Annotated in this window: 8 protein-coding genes; 7 read left to right on the top strand and 1 reads right to left on the bottom strand. The window is 63.3% G+C overall.

From position 1 onward, the window contains the following. Positions 1-412 precede the first annotated feature (412 nt). The gene (locus KBZ15_RS14750) at positions 413-1,138 is read left to right on the top strand and encodes a BMC domain-containing protein (protein WP_254930607.1); all 726 of its coding nucleotides are present in this window, start codon (positions 413-415) and stop codon (positions 1,136-1,138) included. Between the two features lie 11 nt (positions 1,139-1,149). Here the strand turns inward: KBZ15_RS14750 and KBZ15_RS14745 are convergent, their stop codons facing one another. Then, positions 1,150-1,731 (bottom strand): non-canonical purine NTP pyrophosphatase, encoded by a 582-nt coding sequence (locus KBZ15_RS14745; RefSeq protein WP_255015961.1) that lies wholly within the window; start codon positions 1,729-1,731, stop codon positions 1,150-1,152. Between the two features lie 285 nt (positions 1,732-2,016). Between KBZ15_RS14745 and KBZ15_RS14740 the strand changes: the two genes are divergently transcribed. From KBZ15_RS14740 to KBZ15_RS14715, 6 genes are all read left to right on the top strand, one after another. After that, a complete protein-coding gene (locus KBZ15_RS14740; RefSeq protein WP_255015960.1) occupies positions 2,017-3,012 on the top strand; it encodes a sodium-dependent bicarbonate transport family permease in 996 nt (331 codons plus the stop codon). 3 nt (positions 3,013-3,015) lie between these two features. Then, entirely contained in the window at positions 3,016-3,297 is a 282-nt protein-coding gene (locus tag KBZ15_RS14735; RefSeq protein WP_255015959.1) for a P-II family nitrogen regulator, read from the top strand. Positions 3,298-3,492: 195 nt separating this feature from the next. Continuing rightward, entirely contained in the window at positions 3,493-3,804 is a 312-nt protein-coding gene (locus tag KBZ15_RS14730) for a BMC domain-containing protein (protein WP_094559871.1), read from the top strand. Positions 3,805-3,868: 64 nt separating this feature from the next. Continuing rightward, positions 3,869-5,281, top strand: coding sequence for a form I ribulose bisphosphate carboxylase large subunit (locus tag KBZ15_RS14725; RefSeq protein ID WP_197149947.1), 1,413 nt, complete (start codon positions 3,869-3,871; stop codon positions 5,279-5,281). Positions 5,282-5,333: 52 nt separating this feature from the next. Further along, on the top strand, positions 5,334-5,675 hold the full coding sequence (locus tag KBZ15_RS14720; protein WP_197149945.1) for a ribulose bisphosphate carboxylase small subunit: 342 nt from the start codon (positions 5,334-5,336) through the stop codon (positions 5,673-5,675). An 83-nt stretch (positions 5,676-5,758) separates the two neighbouring features. Then, positions 5,759-7,406 (top strand): CsoS2 family carboxysome shell protein (locus KBZ15_RS14715; protein WP_255015958.1); only part of this gene is annotated, 1,648 nt, incomplete at its 3' end.

Here is a 7,406-nt window from a genome sequence, read left to right as displayed (position 1 = left end):
AGGTCGTTGCCGGATCCGGCCATTTTCTGCATCAAGCCCAGGCCGATAAAGGCCAGGGCCTGCTCCGGTTTCACCCCCTGGGCCGCGGCTTCGGCCATCCACTCTGGGAGTGGGGCCTGGCTGGTTGTGGCAGCGGCGGTGCTGGCGGCTGGCTGTCGGCTGGTCATGAACGTCCCATCAACGTTGGCCGGACCCTACCGGCTCCGCAACAATGGGCAAGGGTGCAACCGGCCCCAGGGTTAAGATCCCGGCGCGGCTGCCCAGCTGAAAGGGCAAGCTGCCCGAAGGACCCTTGCCCGCCCGCCAGCCATCTCGAGAGGAATTGGCCCTGCGCCGGAGAAGGGAAGGAGCGTCGGCATCTGTCACGGGCACGGGCAGGGGTTCGGTACCTGCGGGCCCCCGTTCTGGATCCTTGGTCACCGGCACCCAGGTGGATAGCGGCAGCTCCGGCGCCAGCTGCGTTATCACCACCGACAGCGAAGGTTCCCGCCTGGCCCGCCAGTCGAGCCAGGTGCAGTCGATAGAGCTGCGCACCTACGTCTTTCTGGATTCACTCCAGCCCCAGCTGGCCGCCTACATGGGCACCGTGAGCCAGGGCTTCCTGCCGATCCCCGGCGACGCCTGTCTCTGGCTCGAAGTGTCGCCCGGCATGGCGGTGCACCGGGTCACCGACATCGCCCTCAAGGCGAGCACCGTGCGCCTCGGCCAGATGATCGTGGAGCGGGCCTTTGGCTCGCTGGCCCTCTATCACCGCGACCAGAGCAATGTGCTCCACTCGGGCGATGTGGTGCTCGAGGCGATCGGCAGCCGGGTGGAGCAGCGCAGCCGTTGCGAGGTGAGCTGGACCGAGATCATCCGTGCCATCACCCCCGACCATGCGGTGTTGATCAACCGTCAGAACCGCCGCGGCTCGATGATCCAGGCCGGCATGAGCATGTTCATCCTGGAAACCGAGCCCGCCGGCTACGTGCTGATCGCCGCCAATGAGGCCGAAAAGGGCTCCAACATCACGGTGGTCGATGTCAAGGCCGTGGGCGCCTTTGGCCGCCTCACCCTGGCGGGCCGCGAAGGCGATGTGGAAGAGGCCGCCGCCGCGGCGATGCGGGCCATCAACCACATCAACAACAACTCCCGCTGAGCTAATCCAGCTCAGCCTCGAATTCCCAGGAGCCGCCGCAGCGCCGGGGCGAGCAGCCTTGCAGCCTTGCCGCGGCTGCCGAATTTGCTTCTCAGGTGGGGGCCCATCTGGGCATAGGAGCTGCCGGCCTCGCGCACGTAGAGCAGGCTGTCGTAGCCACTGCCATGCCCCTGGGGTTGGCGCAGGATTGAGCCCCTGCAGATGCCCTCTGCCTCGGCGCGGCTGGCTCCGGAGGGATCCGCCAGCACCATCGCACTGCGGAAACTGGCCCCCCGGTAGAGGGAGTCGCCCAGTTCGTGCAACAGGCGATGGATGCGTTCGTGGTCGGTGGGGGCGTAGCGGGCCGAAAATATTCCGGGTGCGCCGCCCAGGGCATCCACCTCGATGCCGGAGTCGTCCGCCAGGGCCCACTGGCCGGTGAGTCTGGCCACTGCCTGGGCCTTGATCCTCGCGTTGTCGAGGTAGGTGGAGCCCGTTTCCTCAATGTCCAGCCCCGCGGGCTGGGGCAACACTTCCAGCTCAACAAGCTCGAGCATGGCGCCGATTTCGGCCACCTTGTGGGGGTTGCCGCTGGCGATCACCAAAGCTGGCATCCAGGGTCCCCAGGAGAGCCGCCATTCTGGCCCAGAGCCCTCTTACAAGAACCCAGGGGCGCTCCAGGAGTGGGGAACCGGCCGGGTTGAACATTCCACCCCCCGGAGAACTCCAGGGGTGCCGGTTCCTTCTGCAACATTAGGTAAATAAGCCTAAAAGCCCTGGGCAAGTACAGCTTTTTGTTCGGCCCCTGACAGGGGGCGGCCCACTTGGACCAACTGGTTTGGAGGGGATTAGCGTTGTAGCTGATCGCCATTTCAGGTGATCAAGCCGGAGTTTTGCCAATGGACTCGAGCTTGATCCTGCAGAACCTGCTCTCCCCTCCGGTTCTGTTCTTTTTTCTAGGTGTGATTGCGGTGCTGGTGGGCTCCGACCTGGAAATCCCCTCGCCCCTGCCCAAGCTCTTCTCCCTCTACCTGTTGCTGGCGATCGGCTTCAAGGGGGGGCTCGAATTGCAACACAGCGGTCTGGGGGGCCAGGTGCTGCCCACCATTGCGGCCGCCGTGGGGATGTCCCTGCTGGTGCCGGTCTACAGCTTTCTGCTGTTGAAGCTGCGCTTCGATGGCTTCAATGCCGCCGCCATTGCGGCCACCTACGGCTCCATCAGTGCGGTGACCTTCATCACCGCCGAGGGTTTTCTGGAAACCCAGAAGCTGCCCTTTGACGGCTTCATGGTGGCGGCCCTGGCCCTGATGGAATCTCCCGCGATCATTGTGGGCCTGTTGCTGGTCAAGCTGGCTTCCCCCCAACGACGCCCCGATGCCAAGGAGATGCGCTGGCAAGAGTTGCTTCGGGAGGCATTCCTCAACAGCTCAGTGCTGTTGTTGGTGGGCAGCCTGGTGATCGGCCTGCTTGTTGCGGCCTACAGCCCCGCCAGCGTGGCCAAGATGCTGCCCTTTAGTGAGCAGCTGTTCTACGGAGCTCTGAGCTTTTTCCTGCTGGACATGGGCATCGTGGCGGCCCAGCGCATCCGCGATCTGCGCGAGGCGGGAGCTTTTCTGGTGGGCTTCTCCATACTGATGCCCCTGTTCAACTCCTTGGTGGGGGTTCTGATCTCCAGGGGACTGGGGCTGGAGCCTGGCAATGCCCTGTTGTTTGTGGTGCTGTGTGCGAGTGCCTCCTACATCGCCGTGCCGGCCGCAATGCGAATGACCGTGCCTGAGGCCAACCCCAGCCTCTACATCTCCATGGCGCTTGGGGTCACTTTCCCCTTCAACATCATTGTGGGGATTCCGCTCTACATGACCCTCGTCAACACCTTCCTTCCCTCCCCAGGCTGAGCCATGAAACGTGTGGATCTGATCCTGAGCGAAAGGGAGCTAGACGCGGTGATCAAGGCCATTGATGCGGCCGGAGCGCCGGGCTACTCGGTGCTGAAACACGTCACTGGCAAGGGGCCCCATGGCTTGGTTTCCGACTCCATGGACTTCAGTGGCCTGGGGGCCAATGCCCATGTGATCGTGTTTTGCCCGGAGGAAGTTCTGCCCAAATTGCGCCAGGGTCTCCAGCCTTTGCTTGATTACTACGGCGGTGTGGCCTTCGTGGCCGAGGCAGAAGCGCTCTGAGCGGAGGCGGCAGAACCCCTGCTGCCACTGGAGTGGCAAGCATTGCCTAACGTTTTGTGTTGCACTGATCAGCTTGGCTTATCTGACGGCGGACTAAGAGTGATGGCAGGAGAGGGGTAAATGGCTTGACGGGGGGTTTGCCTGCCGACCATGGTTGCGAGCGAACATTCCACCCCCCTCCTCCAGGAGCAGGTAATGGCAACTGAAACCATGGGCATCGCCCTCGGCATGATTGAAACCCGGGGTCTGGTCCCCGCGATCGAGGCGGCTGACGCCATGACCAAGGCCGCCGAAGTGCGCCTGATCGGTCGTGAATTCGTTGGCGGCGGCTACGTCACCGTCATGGTGCGCGGCGAAACCGGCGCAGTTAACGCAGCTGTTCGCGCCGGGGCTGATGCCTGCGAGCGCGTCGGCGACGGCCTCGTAGCAGCCCACATCATCGCTAGGCCCCACCGCGAAGTGGAGCCTGCCCTGGGCAACGGCAACTACGCCGGTCAGAAGGACTGAGCCAGAAAGCGTCTGAAGCGCTGATCAATCTCAATCCCTTACCCGCCCCCACCGGAGAAACTCCATGAGCAAGAAGTACGACGCCGGGGTCAAGGAGTACCGCGACACGTATTGGACTCCTGACTACGTCCCCCTAGACACCGACCTGCTGGCCTGCTTCAAATGCACCGGCCAGGAAGGTGTTCCCAAGGAAGAAGTGGCTGCCGCTGTGGCCGCTGAATCCTCTACCGGCACCTGGTCCACCGTCTGGTCCGAGCTCCTCACCGATCTCGACTTTTACAAAGGCCGCTGCTACCGCATCGAAGACGTCCCTGGCGACAAGGAAGCCTTCTACGCCTTCATTGCCTATCCCCTCGATTTGTTTGAGGAAGGCTCAATCACCAACGTGTTGACCTCCCTGGTTGGCAACGTGTTTGGCTTCAAGGCGCTGCGCAATCTGCGTCTCGAGGACATCCGCTTCCCGATGGCGTTCATCAAGACCTGCATGGGTCCTCCGAACGGCATCGTGGTTGAGCGCGACCGCATGAATAAGTACGGTCGCCCCCTGCTGGGTTGCACCATCAAGCCGAAACTCGGCCTGAGCGGTAAAAACTACGGCCGGGTTGTGTATGAGTGCCTCCGCGGTGGTCTCGATTTCACCAAGGATGACGAGAACATCAACTCCCAACCGTTCCAGCGTTGGCAGAACCGTTTCGAGTTCGTTGCTGAAGCTACCAACCTGGCGCAGCAAGAAACCGGCGAAAAGAAGGGTCACTACCTCAACTGCACCGCCGCAACTCCTGAGGAGATGTATGAGCGTGCCGAGTTCGCTAAGGAACTGGGCCAGCCCATCATCATGCACGACTACATCACTGGGGGCTTTACCGCTAATACCGGTCTAGCCAAGTGGTGCCGTAAGAACGGCATGCTGCTGCACATTCACCGTGCCATGCACGCTGTGATTGACCGCCATCCCAAGCACGGTATTCACTTCCGAGTGCTGGCCAAGTGCCTGCGTCTCTCCGGTGGTGACCAGCTGCACACCGGCACGGTGGTTGGCAAGCTGGAGGGCGACCGCCAGTCGACCCTCGGCTATATCGACCAACTGCGTGAATCCTTCGTCCCCGAAGACCGCAGCCGCGGCAACTTCTTCGACCAAGACTGGGGTTCCATGGGCGGCGTCTTCGCCGTTGCCTCCGGTGGCATCCACGTGTGGCACATGCCCGCCCTAGTGGCCATCTTCGGCGACGACTCGGTGCTGCAGTTCGGTGGTGGTACCCACGGCCACCCCTGGGGTTCCGCCGCTGGTGCGGCCGCCAACCGGGTGGCTCTCGAAGCCTGCGTCAAGGCCCGCAACGCCGGTCGCGAGATCGAGATTGAAGGTCGCGACATCCTTCTGGAGGCAGCGAAGCACAGCCCCGAGCTGGCCATCGCCCTGGAGACCTGGAAGGAAATCAAGTTTGAGTTCGACACCGTCGACAAACTCGACGTCAACTGATCAATCAATCTATCGATTGATCAATCCATTTCCATCCACCTAAGGGATCCCCATGCCTTTCAAGAGCACCGTGGGTGACTACCAAACAGTCGCCACCCTGGAGACATTCGGCTTCTTGCCGCCTTTCACCCAGGACGAGATCTACGACCAAATCGCCTACATCATTGCCCAGGGATGGAGCCCGCTCGTTGAGCATGTCCATCCCAGTAATTCCATGGCCACCTATTGGTCATTCTGGAAACTGCCCTTCTTTGGCGAGAAGGATCTGGGCGTGATTGTGAGCGAGCTTGAGGCTTGCCATCGTGCCTATCCCGACCACCACGTGCGTCTGGTTGGTTACGACGCATATACCCAAAGCCAGGGTGCCTGCTTCGTGGTTTTTGAAGGCCGCTGATTTTTAGCGGCTTGAGGGGGGGTATCGGCTCCATGCCGGCCCCCCCACCTTTCAATTTTTGATCATCCATTCGACGGGCGGACATGGCCAGCACATCCAGCCGGGAAGCAGCTCTGGAGCGCCGCAGGGCCCTCACCAACGGTGGCAAAAAGGCCGCCAACCGGTTCACTTCTGGTAACAGTCGCGTGCGTTCGCTCGAGGACGCGCGCCCCACGCGCACCTCAGCTGCGGCGGCCAAGCCGGCAGCCTCTGTGGCGATAGCGGCGAGTGTCCCGGTGCCCACACCGAGCCGCAGCCTGGCCGTTCCATCCCCGTCTGCCAAGCGCAGCCCGGCCCGGCCAATCGCCAATCCCAGCCGTGATCTGGTGCTCTCCCGTCGGGAGGCCCTCTCCAAGCGCGGTAAGCGTGCTGACACCTCCCGCGATCGCACCCGTACTGATTTGGCCAAGACCGACCTGGCCAAGCCCACTCCCAAACCCTCCGTCGCGGCCAATCCCCAGCAAGTTGCTCCAGCTGCTGGGGCCAAGCGTCCGGCTGGCCAATCCCCCGCCCTCACCAGCCTGAGCAGCCGGTCAGGCCAGGGCAACGATCGGCGGGTAACCCCGAAGCGATCGGCCCAGCGTGATCCCAGCCGAGCCCTGGCCCTGGCCCGCCGCGAAGCCCTCTCCAAGCGTGGTAAATCCGCCAATGCCCCCACTAGCACCTCGGCGGCGACCCTCTCCCGTCAGGGCAACCCGGATATGAGCGCCCGCGAGCTCTCCCAGAAGGTGCGGGAGCTGCGGGCCAAGGTGGGAAGTGCCGGCACCAGTCGTAACGGTGGCACCCGACCCTCCGGCCCCAACCGCCACGGTTCCAAGCAGGCCGTGGCCGCTGACGCCCATTGGAAAGTGGGCGTCAGCGAAACCAGCAGTGGCCAGGTTGTGACCGGCACCCAGGCGAACCGCTCCCCCAAGACCACCGGTAACGAGGCGGCGACCTGCCGCCCCATTACCGGCACCGAGTACCTCGGGGCTGAGGTGTTTCAAGCCTTCTGCCAGAGCGGCCCCGTCGCTACCCAACCCGCCAAGGTGCGGGTCAGCGCCACCACCCATGGCAATCGCGTCACCGGCAACGAGGTGGGTCGCTCTGAAAAGGTCACCGGCGATGAGCCCGGCACCTGCAAAAACATCACCGGTACGGAATACGTATCAGCCAACCAATCGGCTACCTACTGCGGCGGCAGCAATCCCAGTCCCCGCAAGGTCGGCCGCAGCCAAACCGTCGGGGGCCAACCCGTTTCCGGCGTGATGGTGGGCCGCTCCAGCAATGTGACCGGCGATGAGCCAGGCTCGGCCAGGCAGCTCACCGGCACCCAGTACGTGGGCGGTGACCAGAGCCAGGTGGGTGGCCGGGCTCCCACCAAGGTGGCCAGCCTCCATACCCTGCGGGGCACGGGTATCACTGGCACCCATGTGGGCCGCAGTGAGCATGTGACCGGGGACGAACCCGGCAGCTGCCGCCTGGTGACGGGGGATGAATATGTGGGCAGCCAGCAGTTTTCTGATTTCTGCGGCACCAAGCCGGCCCCGGAGGCAGCCAAGGTGGGCTTCAGTGTCACCAACAAAGCCCAAGTGGTGAGCGGCACCCGCACCGGGCGCTCCTCCAACGTCACCGGCGACGAGCCCGGTACCTGCAAGGTGGTCACAGGTACCCCCTATGCCGCGCTGGAGCAGGCCGGTGATTTCTGCTCCA

Origin of the sequence: Cyanobium sp. BA20m-p-22, from assembly GCF_024346275.1 — a bacterium.
GTDB lineage: Bacteria > Cyanobacteriota > Cyanobacteriia > PCC-6307 > Cyanobiaceae > Cyanobium_A.
This window is presented reverse-complemented; position numbering and strand designations above follow the sequence as displayed.